Below are 17307 nucleotides of genomic sequence, written 5' to 3' on the forward strand. Positions count from 1 at the left end.
CGATCTGGGGCAGGCGGTTGCATTTGTGCGATATGCCGGTCCCCTGCTTTTCCGGTGGGTTCATCCTGTTGCGACGGCTAACGGTCGGCTATCGCCGGCCCCATGGGTTCGCGCCGGCATGATGCCGGCGGCACAACTAAGGAGTTCAGGGCGTAATGGCAACGATCACCCCGCAGAAGAAGTCCACCGCGGCCCGCCACGGGTTCAAGACCGGCGAGTTCATCGTCTATCCGGCGCATGGCGTCGGCCAGATCGTGGCGATCGACGAGCAGGAAGTTGCGGGTCACAAGCTGGAACTGTTCGTCATCGATTTCCAGAAGGACAAGATGCGGCTGAAGGTGCCGGTCGCCAAGGCGACATCGATCGGCATGCGCAAGCTGTCGGAAGAGGATTATGTCGACCGCGCGCTGAAGGTCGTGCAGGGCCGCGCCCGCATCAAGCGCACCATGTGGTCGCGCCGCGCCCAGGAATATGATGCCAAGATCAATTCCGGCGACCTGATCTCGATCTCGGAAGTCGTCCGCGACCTCTACCGTGCCGACAACCAGCCGGAGCAGTCCTACTCCGAGCGTCAGCTCTATGAAGCCGCGCTCGACCGTATGGCGCGCGAGATCGCCGCGGTGAACCGCATGTCGGAGACCGAGGCGGTTCGCCTCATCGAGGTCAACCTCAACAAGGGTCCGAAGCGCGGCGCCAAGGCCGACAACGAAGAATCCGAACAGGAAGAAGCTGCCTGAGCTTTTTCGCCTTAAGTTTACGAAGAACCCGGCCTCGCGCCGGGTTTTTTGTTTCTGAAGGCCTGTCGAAGGTTACGCGCCTCCCCCTTCCTTCTGCGCCTCTTCCTGGCGCAGCGAGGCAATGAAGCGTTTCGTCCGCTCGCGCTCCGGATTGTCGAACACGACCGAGGCCGGACCTTTCTCGACGATCGCGCCGGCATCGAGGAAGACGACCTCCCCAGCGATCTTGGAGGCGAGCCTGAGATCATGCGTGGCCATCACCATGGTCGTGCCCTCGCGCGCAAGCTGCCCGAGCACGTCGACCACTTCCTGCGCCAGCTCCGGATCGAGCGCCGAGGTCGGCTCGTCGCAGAGCAGCACGCGCGGCGACGGCGCCAACGCGCGGGCGATCGCCACGCGCTGCTGCTGGCCGCCGGACAGCGTCGCCGGCCACGCCTCGGCCTTGTGCGCCATGCCGACCTTCTCGAGCAGCGCCATCGCCCGCTCGCGCGCCCTCGGCTCGGGCCATTTCAGCACTGTCACCAGCCCTTCCATGACATTCTCGATCGCTGTGCGATGCGGGAAAAGCTGGAAGTTCTGGAACACCATGCCGGTCTGCAGGCGGATGCGCTGGATATCTTTCGCCGGCACCTTGCCGCCCGGATGGAACGCAAGCGTCTCCTCGCCGATGCGCAAGGAACCGGACGTCGGGATCTCCAGCAGGTTGATGCAACGCAGCAGCGTGCTTTTGCCCCCGCCGGAAGGGCCGACCAGCGCCGTCACGCCGCCTTCGTCGATGCTGACGGTGACGCCCTTCAGCACAAGATTGTCGCCAAAACGCTTCTCGATATTGGTGAGGCCGATCATGCGTTGGCCTCCAGGAAGCCGCCATAGCGGTTGAGCCGCACCTCCAGCCGCGCCTGCAGCGCCGACAGCACCGAGCTCAATGCGAGATAGAGCGCCGCCGCCTCGACATAGAGGATCAGCGGCTCGTAGGTGGTGGCGACGATGCGCTGCGCGGCCTGGAACATCTCCGGCACGGTGATGGCTGCCGCCAGCGAGGTGTCCTTGACCAGCGAGATGAAGGTGTTGGAGAGCGGCGGCACCGCGACGCGACCCGCCTGCGGCAGGATGGTGCGGCGCATCGCCTGGCTCCAGGTCATGCCGATCGAGTAGGAAGCCTCCCACTGGCCCTTCGGCACCGAACCGATGACGGCGCGGATGATCTCGGAGGTGTAGGCGCCGATGTTGAGCGTGAAGCCGATCAGCGCCGCGGGAAAGGCATCGAGCAGGATGCCGACCGACGGCAGGCCGTAGAAGATCAGGAACAATTGAACGAGCAGCGGCGTGCCGCGGAAGATCCAGACATAGAAGCGCACCAGCGCGACCAACGGCTTCGGGCCGAACAGCCTGATCAGCGCCGTCACCAGTCCGGCGATGAGCCCCAGCGCGAAGGACAGAAGAGTGAGCGGCACGGTGAAGATGAGCGCCGCCCACAACAGTGTCGGCAGCGACTCCAGCATCAATTGCAGCCAGTGCGGCACGGGGCGCTTCTCCTTCCCAGATACGGCGGCACCTTCCCCCGTACGGAACGACTATCTTGCAAAAACGAGCGGGCCGTCAAAGACGGGCCCCGATGGATATCATTGAAAAAATGGCGGGTCGTCGAAGACGGCCCGCCGGTTTCGAACAAACGGCAATGGCTTACTGCGAGACGTCCTGGCCGAAGTACTTGTCGGCGATCTTCTTGTAGGTGCCGTCGGCCTTGATGTCGGCCAGCGCCTTGTTGATGGCCGCGACCAGTTCCGGATCGCCCTTGCGCACGATGACGCCGGAATAGTCGGCATTTTCTTCCTGCGCGGCGATCTTCACGTTGGCGTCCGGTTTGTGCTTCTTGAAGTCCAGGAAGGACAGGCTGTCGTTGATGGTGGCGTCCGCGCGGCCGGTGAGCAGAAGCTGGATCGACTGGTCGAAGCCGTCGGTGCCGACCAGTTCGGCGCCGTTCTTCTCGGCGAGCTTGCCGAAATTCGAGGTCAGCGACTGCGCCGACTTCTTGCCCTTGAGATCGGCGAAGGTCTTGATGTCGGTGTTGTCGCCGCGCACGATCAGCACCGCCTTCGAGGCGATATAGGGATCGGAGAAATCATACTTGGCCTTGCGGGCGTCGGTGATGCCGACCTCGTTGATGACGGCGTCGTAGCGGTTGGCGTCGAGGCCTGCGATCAGACCGTCCCACTTGCCTTCCAGGAACTCGACCTTGACGCCGAGCTTCTCGCCGATCGCCTTGGCAATCTCGACATCGAAGCCGACCAGCGCGTTGGATTCGTCATGATAGGTGAAGGGCGCATAGGTGCCTTCAGTGCCGACCTTGAGCACGCCGGCCTGCTTGATCTGGTCGAGATTGGCGCCGGCATGGCCGGCGGTGACCGCCAGAACCTGCAGCGTTCCGGCGATGAGGAGCGATTTAAGCCATTTCATTTTTCTGTGATCCCGTTTTGACCGGTGGCCCGGTCCGATTGTGAGAGCCGGAAACTGACAGATAGAAGGTCGCGAAATAAGGAACCAGATTTCAAAAATCGGCCTTGCCGGAAATCTGATTCTCAAAATCGCCCGATAATCCGCCAAGCGGCATTTCGGGGCCCGCTAACGGAATGTTCCCGCCGGCAACATTTGCCCCCTCGGGCGGCGGAACCATCCATGCGCCTGACACGTTGCATGGCAGTTGTAGGGCGCGGCGGCGTCTTTTCAACCGTCGTAAGCGCAATCACCGCCAACAGGAGCCGGCATGATCGAGGACGCGGCAGGACGGACACTGGTCCGGGCGGCAATGAAGGCTCCCTATCTCGAGCGCGACGAAGAGCATGTCCTTGCGCTCCGCTGGAAGGAAGAGAACGACCAGCACGCGCTGCATCGGATCACCGTCGCCCATATGCGACTGGTCATCTCCATGGCCTCGAAATTCCGCCATTACGGCCTGCCGCTCGGCGACCTCATCCAGGAGGGCCATGTCGGCCTGCTCGAGGCGGCGGCCCGTTTCGAGCCCGCGCGCGAAGTGCGCTTCTCGACCTACGCTACCTGGTGGATCCGCGCCTCGATGCAGGACTACATCCTGCGCAACTGGTCGATCGTGCGCGGCGGCACTAGCTCTGCGCAGAAGGCGCTGTTCTTCAATCTCAGGCGCTTGCGCGCACGGCTGGCCAACGGCGCCGAGCCGCTCTCCAACGCCACGCTCTACCGTGAGGTCTCGGCGGCGCTCGGCGTTCCCGAAGCGGACGTGGCGATGATGGATTCACGCCTGTCCTCCCCAGACAGCTCGCTCAACGCACCGCTTGCCGACGAAAACGGCGCTGCCGAGCGGATGGATTTCCTGGTCTCCGAAGACCCGCTGCCCGACGAGATCGTCGGTGAAAGAATCGACGTCCAGCGCCGCGCCCTCTGGCTGAAAAGCGCGCTTGGCGCGCTCAACGCCCGCGAGCTTCGCATCATCGAGGAGCGCAGGCTGAGCGATGACGGCGCCACGCTTGAATCGCTTGGCGAACAGCTCGGCATCTCCAAGGAGCGTGTCCGCCAGATCGAGGCGCGTGCCATGGAAAAGCTGAAGCTGGCGCTGGTGAAGCAGAACCCGGAATTCTTGGCGGAGGCCGCCTGACAGAAGCAGACAGAATCTGGTATGTTAGTCTATAAATTTATTGAATAGACATGCACTGAAGATTTTGCCGATATTATTTTCGTAAAATATGCGAACACTGTGAATTTCCTGACATAAAATCGCGGCGCAATCAGCCTTGTTGAAGCCTCCACGTCTTTACGAATGGGGGATTTGCCATGCTGCGATGCTGCGTGTTTCTTGCGGCCTTGATGCTCGTGAGCCTCACGACCCTCGAGGCTCATGCCGATCGAAGGGTTGCTCTCGTGATCGGCAATTCGCAATACCGAGAGATTCCGGCGCTCAAGAATCCGGACGAGGACGCCGATGATATATCGAACACTTTCCGGCAGGCCGGCTTCGAGGTTTTCGCGGCCAAGGACCTCACCAGGCTTCAGTTCGAAGAGCGGTTCCGCAACTATCTGGCCGCAGCCGATGGCGCCGATCTGGCGGTCGTCTACTATTCCGGCCACGGCTTCCAGATCGGTGGCGAGAACTTCCTGATCCCGGTCGACGCGTCGCTGAAGGACGCGGCCGACATGGAGGTCCAGGCCATCAAGGTCGACGACATATTGCGGCAGCTGCGCTCGAAATCGAAGATCCAAATGATCATCCTCGACGCCTGCCGCAACAACCCGTTCCCGCGCAAGGACTATTGGCTGCGCGACCAGCTGATCGTCGCAGACGGCAGCGGACTTGCACAGGTAACAGGTTCGCAGAACACGCTGATTGCCTTCGCCACCGAGCCGGGGGCTGTCGCCTATGACGGATCCGGCGCCCTCAGCCCGTTCTCGTCATCCTTCTCCCGCCGCGCGCTGGCGCCGAACCAGGAGGTACGCTCGGTCATGGCGGCCGTGCGCCGCGATGTGGTCAAGGCGACCAACGGCAAGCAGGTTCCGTGGGAGAGCTCCTCGCTGATCGATGATGTCGTGCTGATGCGCGGTACGGAGCAACCCGTGCCACCGCCACCCGACACCGAACAGGGCCAGCAGGTGGCGGAACGCGGAATCCAGGTCGCCGCTGCCGCTGAAGCGATCGGCAATCGCGACGTCGGCGTGCCGGTCGGCGTCGGTCCGGTTCCGCTCAAGCTGGATTTTCCAGCCAAGGATGCTTCGGTCAGCCTCAAGCTTGCGCGCTATCCGGCGACCGGAACGCTGTCTTTGCCCGATCGCGTGCTTTCACCGCAATCGAGTCTGAACGCTGCCGAGGTCGACAAATTGCGCTACGAGCCGCAGATCGGTTCGACCGCTCCCATTGAAGTCGGCTTCGAGATCCGGGCAGGCAACGCCGCGAGGCAGACGACGATGAAACTGTCGCCGAATGTCGACGCCTGCGACCAGGCCGCGGGCGAGCCGCTGGACCTGCAAGGCATCGTGCCGGGCCGATTGCCGAATGAGATCGGCGGCGGGGCTGTCGAGGCCTGCGAGGCGGCGGTGAAGTCCTATCCCGACATTGCGCGCTTCCGTTACGAGCTGGGGCGGGCGCTGCTGGCGTCGGGCAGGATCGACGAAGCCAGGCAGGCCATCCAGGAGGCCTCTGACAAGGGACATATCCGCGCCCAGTTCGCGCTCGGCTCCATCGCCTCTTCCGGGACGGCTGTCGATACGTCGAAAGCGAACGACCTCTATTCGAAAGCGTCCGACAGGGGAGATCCCTACGCCATGGCCGTCTGGGGACGCGCATTGTTCAACGGCCTCGGCGTCCAGCGGGACACCGGCAAGGGATTGGACTTTTTGCTCCAGGCAGCGGCGATGGGGCACATCGATGCCATGAAGGAGCTTGCGGTGATCTTCAAGGAGGGCCGCAATGGCGTGCCCGCCGACCCGGCGCGCGCGCTGGCTTTCCTCAAGGCGAGCATGGAGCGGCAGGACGTCTATTCGATGGGCATCCTCGGTCTTCCCGCCCGCAGCGCACCCGTGGTTATGGCGTGCAAGGTTCCGCCGAAGGTCATCACGAAGATAAAGGTGGTCCGCGTGCCCGTGTCGAAACCGGAGACCGTCACGCCGACAATTCCAAGCGTGCCTGAGGTCGAGCCGATGCCAACGGAAACCGGGCGGGCATCCTGGAGTGGCGGCAGTCAATATAGCGGCGCCGCTCGCACGGATGGCGGCAAGACCGGCGAAAGTAAAGCTAAGGGCAAAGGTAAAGGAGATGGCGAAGGTAAAGGTGATAGCAAAGGTGATGGTGGCGGCAGCGTCAGTGACGGCTAGAGCAATTCCAGGAAAAATGTGAGCGGTATTCCAAAGGGACAGAGCGGTTCGCCGTTTCCGCGAAACGGCGAACCGCACCAGTAAGGACAACAGCCGAGCGATTGTTCAAATCGCCGGCTCGCCCGGTGGGTCGGAATTGGCGATTCGCTACTTGTCGGTGACGATCTTGACCTTGTCGCCGGCCGATACGCTGGCGCCCGGCGACATGGCGTTGAGCACCCTGAACAGATCGAGCTTGCGGTCGACGCCGACCATCTGCGCGGCGAGCGAGCCCATGGTCTGGCCAGCCTGAACGGTGACGACGCGGATGTGCAGCGGCTTCAGCGCCGCCTTCTCGGCCGGTGTGAGCACGCGGAAGGATGCGCTGACCGAGCGCGCTACCGGATCCAGCGACGCGCTGGCCGAGGGCGCGGCCGTCAGCAGCCGGTAGACCTGCCCGCCGGCGCGGATCACCGCGATGTCGAACTGCCAGCCCTGCGCGGTGGCATGCGCCATCGCCGCCTCGTTGCCGTTGATCGTCTCCTGGCGCACGCTGGCGTCTTCGAGCCCCGCCACCCAGCCGCTGCGGATGTAGTCCGTGAGCGACACCGACTTGTCGATCGCCACGCCGTCGAAACGGATGGCGATGTCGCCCGGCCCGGTCGCGGTGACGGCGGCCGCCGAATTGTCAATGACGAAACCGTCCGGCACGGTGAAGGAGACACCGAGATTGGGGTGCATGAAGGTCTGGCCGCGCACATAGCCCTCTTCCGGTGTGTCGCCGTAAAGCAGGCCGTCTATGCCGGCCAGAAATGCGTCGCGGTCGCGCGTGCCGACGCCGGGGGGGCCGAAATTGCGCGCAAGGCGCTGCGCCAGTTCAATGCGCTGCGGCGTGTTGGGGTGCGTCGCCAGGAAGTCGAGGCTGGCGTCGGTGGCGCCGCTGACCGAGCGGAAATCGGTATAGGCCGACATCGACTGCAGGAAGCGGCCTGCCGCGTAAGGATCGTAGCCCGCCTCGCCGATCGACTTGATGCCGATGGCGTCGGCCTGCAGTTCCTGGTTGCGCGAGAACTGCGCGAGCCTCAGCTTGCCGCGGATCAGTGCGGCCTTGGCGGTCGGGCTGTCGCCGAGCACATCGGAAACGACCTTGGTCGCCAACCCTTCCTCGGCCTCGAGCTGCTGCCGCTGCAGCCCGTGATTCGCCGTGACGTGGCCCATCTCATGGGCGATGACGGCGGCAAGCTCGGAGGAATCATTGGCCAGCGCCAGCAGCCCGCGCGTCACATAGAGATAGCCGCCCGGCAGCGCGAAGGCGTTGACGTTGGGCGAGTTGAGGATTGTGATGCGGTAGGTCTGGGTCGGGTTGGCCGACACCACCGTCAGATTGCCGACGACCTTGGCCACCATGCGTTCGAGCTTCGGGTCGGAATATTCACCGCCATAGGTGGCGAGAATGCGCGGATGCTGCGCCTTCGCCATCTCGGCGAGCTTGGCGTTGGCGACGACATTGTCGACGGTGATCGGCTTATCGGAAGGCTGGAAGCCGCTCTCCTGCACGTCCGGCGGCGTGAACATCTGGCAACTTGCCAGCACGGCCACGCCTGCCAGCGCGAAAAATCGTGCAAGCGGCCTCATCCACACTTTCTCAGCGCCGGTCGACAGATCGGCTTCCTTTCGAAATCTTTCGGCAAATCACGGCCCCGCCGGACCAGCATGGCCGGACCTAGCCACACTCCCCCGGACAAGGCAAGCAAACGCCGGATCACCCGCTACCGGTTTGGCCGCAAATTATGTCCGCTTCCGGGCAATGTGTTGTGATCCGGCAACGGTGCCGCCTCGATCGCCGATATAGCGCCTGAACGCATCCGGTCCAGATCGATCGAAGAAATCGCCGGCCGCGCCAGTCGCCGCGATCGCGCCTTCATCGAGAAATGCGACGTCCTGGCCGATGCGCCGCGCATCCTCCGGCTGATGCGTGACGAAGAGCACCGTCATTTTGCGCTCGGCATGGATGCCGACGAGAAGGTCGAGCATGTCCTCGCGCAGCGCCGGGCCGAGCGACGCGAAAGGTTCGTCGAGCAGTAATACAGGCCGGTCGCGCAGCAGCACCCGCGCCAGCGCCACGCGCTGCCGCTCCCCGCCGGAGAGCTCGCGCGGCAGCCGCTTTTCCTTGCCGGCCAGGCCAACCCGCGCAAGCGCCCCGGCGACGGCGGCACGATCGGCATCGCCGAGCTTCAGCGACGGCGAGCGACCGAGCCCAACATTGGCCTCGACCGTAAGATGCGCGAACAGGTTGTTTTCCTGGAACACCATCGACACCGGTCGCGCCGAGGGCGGCAGGTTGCCAAGATCGGTGCCGCCGATCAGCACCTTGCCGGCAACGGGTGATTCGAAGCCGGCTATCAGATTGAGCAGTGTCGACTTGCCGGAACCGCTCGGCCCCATGATCGCGGTGATCCTGCCGGCCGCGAACTCGGCATTGAAGCGGAAGGAAGATTCGCCATAGCTGAACGACACGTCTTCGAGTGTGACGGTCAGCGCCTTCCCTGCTGCGATGCCGTTGTCCGTCGATATCATGCTTTTGCTTCCCGCCCCAGCCAATCGGCGACAACGACCAGCATCAGGCAAACGAAGCCGAGCAGCAAGGCAAGTCCCGCGGCGTCCGCGGTCCGGTAGCTGCCCATCCGGGCGAGCAGAAGATAGGGCAAGGTCTGCACGGAATCGCTGCCGAACAGCGCGATCACGCCGAGATCGCCGAGCGACAGTGCCATGGCGAAGGCGAAGCCGGTGGCGAGCGGCCGCCTGAGCGACGGCCAGTCGATCAGGCTGAGCCGGGTCCAGCCGGATATGCCGAGCGCCAGGCAAAGCCGCTCATGGCGTTCGCTCGCCGCGTCATAGGCCGGGCGAATGGCCCGGACGGCGAAGGGCATTGCCATCAGGGCGTTGACGGCGACGACCATGACCGGCGCGATGGCAAAGACATCGGTGATGTTGCGCAGCGCCAGGAACCAGCCGGCGCCAAGCACGATCGGCGGCACGACGAGCACGAAGCCGGCGCCGGTGTCGGCGGCATGTTCGAGCAGCGAGATGGCGCCGCCGGGACGCCGACGCAAAGCCAATGCCCGCCGCGCCGCGATCAATGCCAGTGACAGCGACACGCTGAGCAGTGCCGCAAACAAGGCGAGGCCGGCGCTGGTGAGCGTCGCGCGACGCACCGCTTCCTCGCCCGCCAATCGGCCGAGATCGGCCTGAAGGCCCGAAACCACCGTCGCCACCATCGGTCCGGCGACGAACAGCAGGGCGAGCGCGATGAGGCCGGCATTCAGCACGCTTTCGATCCGGCTCGCCGAAAGGTAGCGGCGCGGCGCCACCGGCAGATTGGCATCGCCGACCGTGTTGGCGCCGAGCCGCGTGAGTGCTGCGACCACTACGAAGGTGAGCGCGATCTGCAGCAGCGTCAGCACGACAGCACGCGCGGGATCGAAGTCGAAACGCAGCGCCTGATAGATGGCGACCTCGAGCGTCGTGGCGGCTGGACCGCCGCCCAGCGTCAGCACGATGGTGAAGGAGGTTATGCAGAGCATGAACACCAGTCCGGCGACGCCCGGCAAGGCCGCACGCAGCACCGGCCATTCGATCAGCCGGAAGGCTGGCCGGGCGCCCATGCCGAGCTGGCTCGCCAGCCGCCACTGGTCGGCGGGAATCGTGCCCAGCGCCTCAAGGAACAGGCGCGTCGCCAAAGGCAGGTTGAAGAAGACATGCGCGACGAGGATGCCGGAGAGGCCGTAGATGCCGGGCCACTCTCCCGCGCCGAGCCTGGTGAAAGCGTCGGCAAAGTAGCCGGCGCGGCCGTAGAGCGCCAATATGCCGAGCGCGGCAACGATGGCCGGCAATGCCAGCGGCACGGTGAACAGCTGCAGGATCAGGCGGCGACCGGGGAAGCTTGGGTGCCTAGAAAGCGCGCGTGCCACCAGAAGCGCTGGCGCGACTGACAAGAGCGTCGACAGCAGCGCCTGCCAGAGCGTGAAGCGGGCGACGCGGAAGAGGTAGCCGTCGAAGGCCGCGGCAGCGCCTGAGAGGTCGTGCGCCCCTTCGAAGGCGAGGCCGGCGAAGGCGCCGCCGATGAGCAGCGCAATGGCTGCGAGCGCGATGACGCCGGCGGTAATGCGAGGATCGCTAGGATGGGGTGCTGCCATTCCGCCTAGCCAAACACCTTGAATGGCTTGGGTAGGGCGGAAGCATTATCCGCGTCGAGTTCCCGCCCACCCCCCTCTGTCCTGCCGGACATCTCCCCCGCAAGGGGGGAGATTGGCAGCTTCGATCGCCGTGCCAGTCTTGCAACGTTGGCGATTGGCGAAAGTGGTCGAGCGCTTGATCTCCCCCCTTGCGGGGGAGATGGCCGGCAGGCCAGAGGGGGGTGTTCAAGCGCCATCCTGAAGCCTACTTGCTCATCACCGCCAGCCACTCGTCCACCCACGCCTTGCGGTTGGCCGCGACTTCCTCCGGGCTGAACAGCAAGGTCTTGGTCGGCTTGACCAGTTTGTCGAAAGCCGGATTGAGCGGCTTGTCGGTCTTGCCGGCCGGGAACATCCAGTTGGTTTCCGGAATGACGTCCTGGAATTTCGGTCCGGTCATGAAGGCGATGAACTTTTGCGCCAGCGGGTTCTTCTCACCCGTCGTGGTGATGCCGGCAACCTCGATCTGCAGGTACTCGCCTTCCTCGAAGGAAGCCGCTTGGTAGCGCTCGGTGTTCTCGGCCACCATGTGATAGGCCGGCGATGTGGTGTAGGAGAGCACCATCGGCGCCTCGCCCTTGGTGAACAGGCCATAAGCCTCGCTCCAGCCGGGCGTTACCGTCAGCACTTTCGCCTTGAGCTTGGCCCAGGCCTCCGGCGCCTTGTCGCCATAGACCGACTTCACCCACAAGAGCAGGCCGAGGCCGGGCGTCGAGGTGCGCGGATCCTGGATGACGATCTTGTCCGTGCCGGAGCCCTCGACCAGGTCCTTCAGGCTCTTCGGCGGGACTTTAAGCTTCTGCGTGTCATAGACGACGGCGAAATAGCCATAGTCGAAGGGCACGAAAGTGTCGTCGGTCCAGCCGCCTGGCACGTTGATGCCGGAGACTTCGCCATGCGGCGCGAACAGGCCGCTCGCCTTGGCATCCGCCGTCAGGTTGGTGTCGAGGCCGAGTACGATATCGGCCTTGGTGCCGGCGCCTTCGAGCTTGACGCGGTTGAGCAATGCCACGCCGTCGGCCACCGAGACGAATTCGAGATCGCAACCGCATTCGGCCTCGAATTCCTTCTTGACCGCAGGGCCTGGCCCCCAATCGGCGGTGAAGCTTTCATAGGTGTAGACGGTGAGCTTGTCCTTCGCGGCGGCGGGCGCAACGCCCGCCAGAAGCGAGACAAGGCCGGCTGCGAGAATAAGCTTGGACAATATCGCGCGCATCGGCGCCTCCTTCGTTCGAGTGACAAGGAATTGAGGCGCCGGATGGTCCGAAACGTCTAATCCCTCCGCCGGTACAAACCGGATCAGGTTCAGCGGGTTGGCTTTTCGCCTCTCAGCCGGATAACGTCCGGCACCCCGTTAGAGCGCCTCGACAGATAGGCCCGGCCGGAGCGACGCGCAAGCGGAAGTTTGCCGGGCAGCTAATGTTCCGAGGTAGAGCTCGCACCCAAAGCGCGCTGTATCCCGGCTTCCGTTTCCCTCGGCGGGCTGGTAAGGGCGACGGCCATGGGCACATTCACCATCCTGCTTGGCGGCGAGCTTATCCGCACGCCCCGCCTTGAACGCCAGATCGAAGGCTCGCGCGTCATTGCCGCCGATGCCGGCATCGGTCATGCCCGCTTGCTCGGCCTGCTGCCGGAACTCTGGGTCGGCGATTTCGATTCGGTGCCGGCGAACCTGCCGAAAGACCTGGCCGCCGTGCCGCGTAAAGTATTTCCGGCCGAGAAGGACATGACCGATGGCGAGCTCGCCATTGCGGAAGCGCTCGCACTCGGCGCCACCAGCCTTGTGCTGGCCGGCGCCTTCGGCGGCAAGCGCGCCGACCACGCCTTCCTGCATCTGGCGCTGGCCGTGCGGCTGGCCGCGGCCGGCACGCAGGTGCTTTTGACCAGCGGCGCGCAGGAGGGCGTTCCGGTACTGCCCGGCGAAGCCAGCTTCGATTACGACGACAGCACGCTGTTTTCGGTGCTCGGCTTCTCCGATCTGTCGGGTCTGACGGTCACTGGCGCCAAATGGCCGCTCGACAGCGTCGAGGTGGCGTTCGGCTCCTCGCTCACTATATCAAACGAGGTCAAAGGGCGGCTCGGCATCGCGCTGGAGCGCGGCCGGGCGCTGCTTCTGGCCCACCCCTATCCTCTTCCCGAAAGCTGACATTCCAGACATGGCGCCGCCACTTCTCAACCTCGACGGCATTAAACTGACCTTCGGCGGTACCCCGCTGCTCGATGGCGCGGCGCTCAGCGCGTCCGCCGGCGAGAAGATCGCGCTGGTCGGACGCAACGGCTCGGGCAAGTCAACCCTGCTCAAGATCGCCGCCGGCATGATCGAGCCGCAGGACGGCGAAGTGTTCCGCCAACCCTCGGCGACCGTGCGCTATCTGCCGCAGATGCCGGATATGGACGGCTTCGCCACCGTGCGCGCCTATCTCGAGGCCGGCCTCGGCCCGGCCGACGATCCGCACCGCGCCACCTATCTGATGGAGCATCTCGGCCTCACCGGCGAGGAACGGCCGAGCGACCTTTCCGGCGGCGAGGCGCGCCGCGCCGCCCTTGCCCGCGTCATGGCGCCCGAACCCGACATCCTTCTGCTCGACGAGCCGACCAACCATCTCGACCTTTCCGTGATCGAATGGCTGGAAGAAGAGCTTGCCCGCACCTCTTCAGCGGTGATCCTGATTTCCCACGACCGGCGCTTTCTCGAGCGCGTCACCCGCGCCACCGTCTGGCTCGATCGCGGCCAGACGCGGCGGCTGGACAAGGGCTTTGCCCATTTCGAGGAATGGCGCGACCGGGTGCTGGAAGAGGAAGAGCGCGAGCAGCACAAGCTCGGCCGCCAGATCGTGCGCGAGGAGCATTGGCTTCGCTACGGCGTGACCGCGAGGCGCAAGCGCAACATGCGCCGCCTCGGCGAATTGCAGACGATGCGCCAGCGCTTCCGCAGCCACCGCGGTGCGGAAGGCACCGCCACCATGGTGGCGAGCGATGCGGCCGAATCCGGCAAGCTGGTGATCGAGGCCAAAGGCATCGACAAGAGCTTTGGCGACCTCACCGTGGTCAAGGGCTTCTCGACCCGCATCCAGCGCGGCGACCGCGTCGGCCTGGTCGGGCCGAACGGCGCCGGCAAGACGACATTGCTGAAGATGCTGACCGGCGAGCTCGCGCCGGATGCCGGGACGGTGCGTCTCGGCGTCAACCTGGAGATCGCGACACTCGATCAGAAGCGCGAGGCCGTCGACCCGGCCGAGACACTGGCGCATTACCTGACCGACGGCCGCGGCGAGAACCTGCTGGTCAATGGCGAGCAGCGCCACGTCGTCTCCTATATGAAGGATTTCCTGTTCAAGCCGGAGCAGGCGCGCACGCCGGTGCGCGAGCTTTCCGGCGGCGAGCGCGCGCGCCTTCTGCTGGCCCGCGTGCTGGCGCGGCCGGCGAACCTTCTCGTGCTCGACGAGCCGACCAACGATCTCGACATGGAGACGCTGGAGCTGCTGCAGGAACTGGTCGCGGGCTTTGCCGGAACGGTAATCCTGGTCAGCCACGATCGCGACTTCCTCGACCGCACCGTCACCAGCGTGATCGCGCCGGAGGGCAGCGGGCGCTGGATCGAATATGCCGGCGGCTATTCCGACATGCTGGCGCAGCGCGGCGGCTCGAAGCTGGAAGACCGCAAGGCAAGGTCGAAGGCCGAGGCCGCCGAGGTTTCGCCGAGAGCCGAACAGGCCGCGCCGAAAGGCCCGGCGAAAAAGCTCTCTTTCAAGCAGAAGTTCGCGCTGGATTCCCTGCCGAAGAAGATCGAAGCGGTGACGGCCTCGATAGCCAGGCTGGAGAACAACATCGCCGACCCCGCCTTCTATGAACGCGATCCTGTCTCGTTCCAGAAGACCATCGCCGCGCTCGACAAGGAGCGCACTACGCTCGCCGCGCTCGAGGAGGAGTGGCTGGAGCTGGAGATGCTGAGGGAGGAGATGGAGGGGTAACGTCCTCATTGCGCGAACGAGTTGATGCGCATAAAGTATGCGCATGTCGAGGTGATGTCATGCGCAAGATCGCGACGAACGCAAATCGCCAGCCAGCTAATCTGTCGATCGATTCTCACCTCATGGCGGAAGCCAAGGGGCTGAACGTTAATGTATCGCGGGCGGCTGAGGCCGGTATAGCGGAAGCGGTTGCTGCGGAAAAAACGCGGCTATGGAAGCTTGAGAACCGCGCGACGATGGACGCCTGGAATGACTATATCGATAAGCACGGCATCCCGCTCGCCGAGCATCGGCAATTCTGATGGCGCGCTATGACGTCTTCGCCAGCGGCATCGAAGGCGGCTATCTGCTCGACGTTCAATCCGACCTGCTCGACCACTTCAAGACGCGGGTGGTCGTTCCGCTTCTGCCACTGACCTCGGCGCCTTCGCCAATGCGCAAGCTGCATCCGGTCTTTGAGATCAACGGCCGGAAGCTGGTGATGGCCACTCACCTCATCGCGACGGTGGCCGCGACCGAACTCGGCGAAAATCGAACCAATCTTATGAGCCACCACGACGACATCGTCGCGGCGCTCGATATGCTCTTTCAAGGCTTTTAAGGCGCCTGTTTTTAAGCAATCCCGGACGGAAAACCGCTCACACTTTTCCTCGAATTGCTCCTCATCCCGACGTCTTCGCCGCCCAGGCCTTCAGCGCCTCGTCGAAGACCTTCTCGCCGGGGATGCCCTTTTCCATGGTCAGCAGCGCGCGGCGTCCGGTCTTGTAGACCACCGGCACGTCGATCCAGGACTGTCCCCGAAGCAGCGACAGGTTGGCGTCCTCGTCGGCCTTGGTGTCGTTGAGCGCAACGAGGAAGAAGCCGTCGGCGATCTTGGCCGGGATGCCGATCAGCGGGCTGCCGGCATCCTGCTCGGAGCTCTTCATGGCGATGCGCAGGATGTTGTCGACACCGCCGCCGTCAAACCCTTCCGGCGTCAGGAAGATCATCTCGATGATGTGGCTGGCCGGCAGCGTCTGGTCGGTGTTGCGCCGGATCGTCATGCGCAACTGGATATTCTTGCCCGGGATCGTCGCCTCGGCACGGATCGCCGGTTCCGGCGGCAGGTCGCCGCCCGGCGATTCCTGCACCAGCGACCACACGATGCTGCCGGGCTCGGCCGTGCCCTGCTGGGTGCTGGTGCGCTCCTCATAGAAGATCGCCTTCTGCCCGACCGGCACGGTCGCCTCGGCCGTCGCCGGCGCGGGCGGCGTCGTGCCCGCGGCCGGCGGCGTTGCTCCGGCGGCGGGCGGCGCGGCACCGACCGCAGGGGGCGTCGTTGCCGCATCAGCGGTTGGCGGTGTGGTTCCAGCCGCCGGCGGCGTCGGATTGGCCGCGCCGGTCGCCGGCGCCGCCGGCGTAGTTCCCGCGGCAGGCGCCCCGGGCGTTTGCGTGGCCGCAGCAGGCGGGGTCGTCGCTGGCGCCGTTGCCGGCGCGGCCGGCGGCCGCGAGGTCAGCGCCGCGACGGATTCGCCTTCGCCGATCGTCGCCTGCCCGCCGGCGGGGCCAGGATCGGTCTCCTTGCCCTCGGGCGTCAGGCGCTGCGTGAACTTGGTCGTGTCGGCGGACTCGCCGGTAGCGGCCGGGGCCGGGGCTGGCGCTGCCGCCGTCTCGGTCGCAGGCTTGGCTGGAGCGGGCTTGACCAGCGGCTCGGTCGAGACCGTCTTGTTGCCGCTGCCGCCAAGGCCGAAGAGCGAGCTGAATGCGTTCTTGTTCAGCCAGACCCCATAGCCGCCGCCGGCCAGCACCAAAAGCGCGATGACGGCGGCGATCAGGCCGCCATAGCCGCGCTTGCGCTGCGGCTGAGGCCGCAGCCGTTGGAAAGTATCGGCCGCCGGCTGCTCGTCATTGGCAAAGACGTCGCTGCCGTCGTCGGCATCGGCCGCGTCCATGCCCGCGAGGCCGACATCGTCCTCGCGCGGCGACGGCATCGGTGGTGGCGGCGCTTTCTGCCAGGCAGGCTCCGCCTTTGGCGCGGCCTGCCAGCTCGGTTCCGTCCTAGCTCCGCTCTGCGAGGACGGCTCGGCCTTGGCGGGGCTTTGCGGCGCCGGCTCGGCCTTAGGCGTGCTTTGCCAGCTCGGTTCAGTCCTGGCGGGCGTCGGCGCCGGCTTGAACGGCTCGGATTTGAACGGATCCGGCTTGGCCGGCGCGGGCGCCGCCGGCTGGCGGGCATGGCTCGGCTGGTTCTTGTTGCGGTCGATGGAGGAGAAAATATGTTCCAGCTCCGCCAGCGGATCCTCGGCTGGAGGGCGCTTGGCGTAATCGCGCTCGACGCTGGAAATGGCGTCTTCCAGCGAGCGCTTCTGTTTGCTGACGACATCGGGCGCAAGCGGCGGGGAATACTCGGCGAGCTTCTTCGCCAGCACCGCGCGGGCACCGTCGTATATCTGCTTGCGCACCTCGAACGAAGGATCCCCCTTCTTCTCGAGCTGCTTTTTCAGAACACTAACGAAATCTGCCATACGTCAGGTGACCTGCATTCTTTTCCCGCCGGCCGCAAATCAGCCATAG

The 17307-nt window shown here is 64.9% G+C and carries 15 protein-coding genes and 1 riboswitch; of the genes, 7 read left to right on the forward strand and 8 right to left on the reverse strand.

From position 1 onward, the window contains the following. Positions 1–155: 155 nt before the first annotated feature. On the forward strand, positions 156–737 hold the full coding sequence (locus EN862_RS18680) for a CarD family transcriptional regulator (protein ID WP_095816705.1): 582 nt from the start codon (positions 156–158) through the stop codon (positions 735–737). A 72-nt stretch (positions 738–809) separates the two neighbouring features. On the opposite strand, the gene EN862_RS18685 is transcribed toward EN862_RS18680, so the two are convergent. The 3 genes from EN862_RS18685 to EN862_RS18695 form a co-directional block, all read right to left on the reverse strand. Continuing rightward, entirely contained in the window at positions 810–1583 is a 774-nt protein-coding gene (locus EN862_RS18685) for an amino acid ABC transporter ATP-binding protein (protein ID WP_127865605.1), read from the reverse strand. Beyond that, on the reverse strand, positions 1580–2260 hold the full coding sequence (locus EN862_RS18690) for an ABC transporter permease subunit (RefSeq protein ID WP_027166691.1): 681 nt from the start codon (positions 2258–2260) through the stop codon (positions 1580–1582). The genes EN862_RS18685 and EN862_RS18690 overlap by 4 nt, the downstream gene beginning before the upstream one ends. A gap of 160 nt (positions 2261–2420) precedes the next feature. Continuing rightward, positions 2421–3194, reverse strand: a complete 774-nt coding sequence (locus tag EN862_RS18695; protein ID WP_042647758.1) for an amino acid ABC transporter substrate-binding protein — start codon at positions 3192–3194, stop codon at positions 2421–2423. Between the two features lie 307 nt (positions 3195–3501). Here EN862_RS18695 and EN862_RS18700 point away from each other — a divergent pair, with 307 nt between their 5' ends. Together EN862_RS18700 and EN862_RS18705 are read left to right on the forward strand one after the other, a co-directional pair. Further along, positions 3502–4365 carry an RNA polymerase factor sigma-32 gene (locus EN862_RS18700; RefSeq protein WP_126064022.1) on the forward strand — a complete coding sequence of 288 codons (864 nt, stop codon included), beginning with the start codon at positions 3502–3504 and terminating at the stop codon, positions 4363–4365. Between the two features lie 209 nt (positions 4366–4574). Further along, complete coding sequence (locus EN862_RS18705; protein ID WP_281035856.1) at positions 4575–6572, forward strand: caspase family protein; 1998 nt, start codon at positions 4575–4577, stop codon at positions 6570–6572. Positions 6573–6719: 147 nt separating this feature from the next. On the opposite strand, the gene EN862_RS18710 is transcribed toward EN862_RS18705, so the two are convergent. The 4 genes from EN862_RS18710 to thiB all read right to left on the reverse strand — a co-directional run bounded on the left by EN862_RS18710 (position 6720) and on the right by thiB (position 12002). Then, on the reverse strand, positions 6720–8186 hold the full coding sequence (locus EN862_RS18710) for a M48 family metalloprotease (protein ID WP_127865603.1): 1467 nt from the start codon (positions 8184–8186) through the stop codon (positions 6720–6722). Between the two features lie 153 nt (positions 8187–8339). Continuing rightward, a complete protein-coding gene (thiQ, locus tag EN862_RS18715) occupies positions 8340–9128 on the reverse strand; it encodes a thiamine ABC transporter ATP-binding protein (protein ID WP_127865602.1) in 789 nt (262 codons plus the stop codon). Continuing rightward, on the reverse strand, positions 9125–10747 hold the full coding sequence (gene thiP, locus EN862_RS18720; protein ID WP_127865601.1) for a thiamine/thiamine pyrophosphate ABC transporter permease: 1623 nt from the start codon (positions 10745–10747) through the stop codon (positions 9125–9127). The genes thiQ and thiP overlap by 4 nt, the downstream gene beginning before the upstream one ends. A 244-nt stretch (positions 10748–10991) precedes the next feature. Then, positions 10992–12002, reverse strand: coding sequence for a thiamine ABC transporter substrate binding subunit (gene thiB / locus EN862_RS18730; RefSeq protein WP_127865600.1), 1011 nt, complete (start codon positions 12000–12002; stop codon positions 10992–10994). 43 nt (positions 12003–12045) lie between these two features. Next, a riboswitch (TPP riboswitch) is annotated at positions 12046–12150 on the reverse strand. Positions 12151–12287: 137 nt separating this feature from the next. Here thiB and EN862_RS18735 point away from each other — a divergent pair. Genes EN862_RS18735 through EN862_RS18750 form a run of 4 tightly spaced genes read left to right on the forward strand, consistent with a single transcriptional unit; the run spans position 12288 to position 15358 of the window. Next, positions 12288–12932 (forward strand): thiamine diphosphokinase, encoded by a 645-nt coding sequence (locus EN862_RS18735; protein WP_127865599.1) that lies wholly within the window; start codon positions 12288–12290, stop codon positions 12930–12932. Positions 12933–12942: 10 nt separating this feature from the next. Further along, positions 12943–14757, forward strand: a complete 1815-nt coding sequence (locus EN862_RS18740) for an ABC-F family ATP-binding cassette domain-containing protein (protein WP_127865598.1) — start codon at positions 12943–12945, stop codon at positions 14755–14757. Between the two features lie 59 nt (positions 14758–14816). Next, positions 14817–15059 (forward strand): type II toxin-antitoxin system CcdA family antitoxin, encoded by a 243-nt coding sequence (locus EN862_RS18745; RefSeq protein ID WP_127865597.1) that lies wholly within the window; start codon positions 14817–14819, stop codon positions 15057–15059. Then, the gene (locus EN862_RS18750; RefSeq protein WP_127865596.1) at positions 15059–15358 is read left to right on the forward strand and encodes a CcdB family protein; all 300 of its coding nucleotides are present in this window, start codon (positions 15059–15061) and stop codon (positions 15356–15358) included. Before EN862_RS18745 ends, EN862_RS18750 begins: the two co-directional genes overlap by 1 nt. A gap of 61 nt (positions 15359–15419) precedes the next feature. Here EN862_RS18750 and EN862_RS18755 read toward each other — a convergent pair whose 3' ends face one another. Further along, complete coding sequence (locus EN862_RS18755; RefSeq protein WP_127865595.1) at positions 15420–17258, reverse strand: hypothetical protein; 1839 nt, start codon at positions 17256–17258, stop codon at positions 15420–15422. Between the last annotated feature and the right edge of the window lie 49 nt (positions 17259–17307).

The organism is Mesorhizobium sp. M2E.F.Ca.ET.219.01.1.1, from assembly GCF_004016445.2.
Lineage (GTDB): Bacteria > Pseudomonadota > Alphaproteobacteria > Rhizobiales > Rhizobiaceae > Mesorhizobium.